Source organism: Nitrosomonas eutropha (genome assembly GCF_900116685.1).
GTDB classification, from domain to species: domain Bacteria; phylum Pseudomonadota; class Gammaproteobacteria; order Burkholderiales; family Nitrosomonadaceae; genus Nitrosomonas; species Nitrosomonas eutropha_A.
The window spans coordinates 6841-8381 of sequence record NZ_FPBL01000024.1 but is presented as its reverse complement, the minus strand read 5'-3'; the positions used below and the strand labels follow the sequence as shown (position 1 = coordinate 8381).

Genomic DNA, 1541 nt, shown 5'->3' with positions numbered 1-1541 from the left:
GGCTTAATCCGGGATAGATAATCTTTTCCATGTTTGCTCCAGTAATGCGGCTGTGCGGCGCGACGACACCTAGGCGCTGCATCCTAACCAAACCTTTTGCACCCGCTGCTGCTATTGATGAAACGAGTTCTAATCAGCTAAGCCAGCGCTGCACAAAAGCGTCGATGACTTCGCGCACCGACTCGGACTTGACCACCAGTCCCAAGTCGATCATCTCGGAAGCGACTGACTGCCCCGTATTGTGCGCCGGCACCGGGCCGGGGATGATCTGGTTGGTTTCTTCGCGGAAAAACACTGCAGCGACGACGCCTGCAAACCAGATCGAGCGTGCGCCGTCTCCGCGCGAGCGCAACGGATCATCGCGCACCACGAATACCGGGCTGCCGCTCGATCCCGGGTACACCGCGGCATCGATCAAAAATTGTTTCTGGCCTTCGAAATTGAGTTCCAGCGGCGTGGCAGTGGTACCCCTGCGCAAAATAGGCATCAGGTTGACCACATCCCACATGCCGCTAGGATAGCCGACGAACAGCACTTCCTCAAGTGCGTCGAAGCCGCGCGTGGCGGCGGCATCGGGAATACTGGCGCTGTCGATGGCGTGGTAGTACAGCTCTATACCTAACTCCCGCGCAGCGCGCTCTAATGGGCGCAACGGCACGATGGCTAGGTCGATCTCGGGGTCGGGGTGGAAAAACCAGGCCGCCGGAAAGTCGTCGATGTTGAGTTGAAAACGTTCTCCGAATGCAGGTTTGCCGTCACGCGCTTGCGTGAACACCAGCCCGCCCTGGCGCACTCCCTCGATCAGATGCCGATTGGTAACGATGAACGGCGTCGTGCCCTTGGCATGACTGTGGGTGATGATGAACGCGGTTCCCGAGCCAGCGCTACCGTCTTCGAGTTCGGAATCCACGCGCACCGTGCAAAACAGCAGGCGCTTGGCGATTGAGTCGATTTCCATAATATGTGATGTGTGTAGGTGGTTCGGTAGCGTCGCGCCGACTCAGGGATGGACGGCAGCGCGCTGGTTCAGTTGCTCGATCGCCGCCACTGCGGCATGCTGCGCTGCCTCGGCCTCAGCCTCCGATCCCATCATGGTCAGTCGGCCAAAGTTGCCGAAGGGTTTGACATCCACCAGCGTGACATGCGCGGCTTTTTCGGCCTCATTGGCGGCGTAGACGATGTATCCGGCGGGCTCTACTTCTAGGATGAACATGCTTTTTCCCGGTAACAGCATTGAGCCCTTGCGCAGCTGACGGTTGATCAGCGTGGCGTGATCGGGGGTGATGGCGCGGATGATCTCATTCCAGGCGATTTTGCAGCGCAGCCGCGACTCCATCGTAATGTCAAGCTGCTGCAGGACCGCGTCCCCGGCGGCAAGAACTTCGCTTTGATTACGGTAATGGAGTTCCATCGATCCGAACGCGCGCTCCACCACTTGCTCGCCCATGCGCACATTGGTCTTTTTCAGCGCGATGTTCGAAAGGTGATGGACCGCCATGCCGGGAGCGACTTCGATCCACATGCAGGCGTCGCCCGGCACC

2 protein-coding genes are annotated in these 1541 nt (G+C 59.2%); both read right to left on the bottom strand.

Going from position 1 to position 1541, the window contains the following annotated elements:
* Positions 1–133: 133 nt before the first annotated feature.
* Entirely contained in the window at positions 134–958 is an 825-nt protein-coding gene (locus tag BM331_RS11255) for a S1 family peptidase (protein WP_074929551.1), read from the bottom strand.
* Between the two features lie 42 nt (positions 959–1000).
* The coding region (locus BM331_RS11250; RefSeq protein WP_074929550.1) for a BMC domain-containing protein at positions 1001–1541 on the bottom strand (541 nt) is incomplete at its 5' end.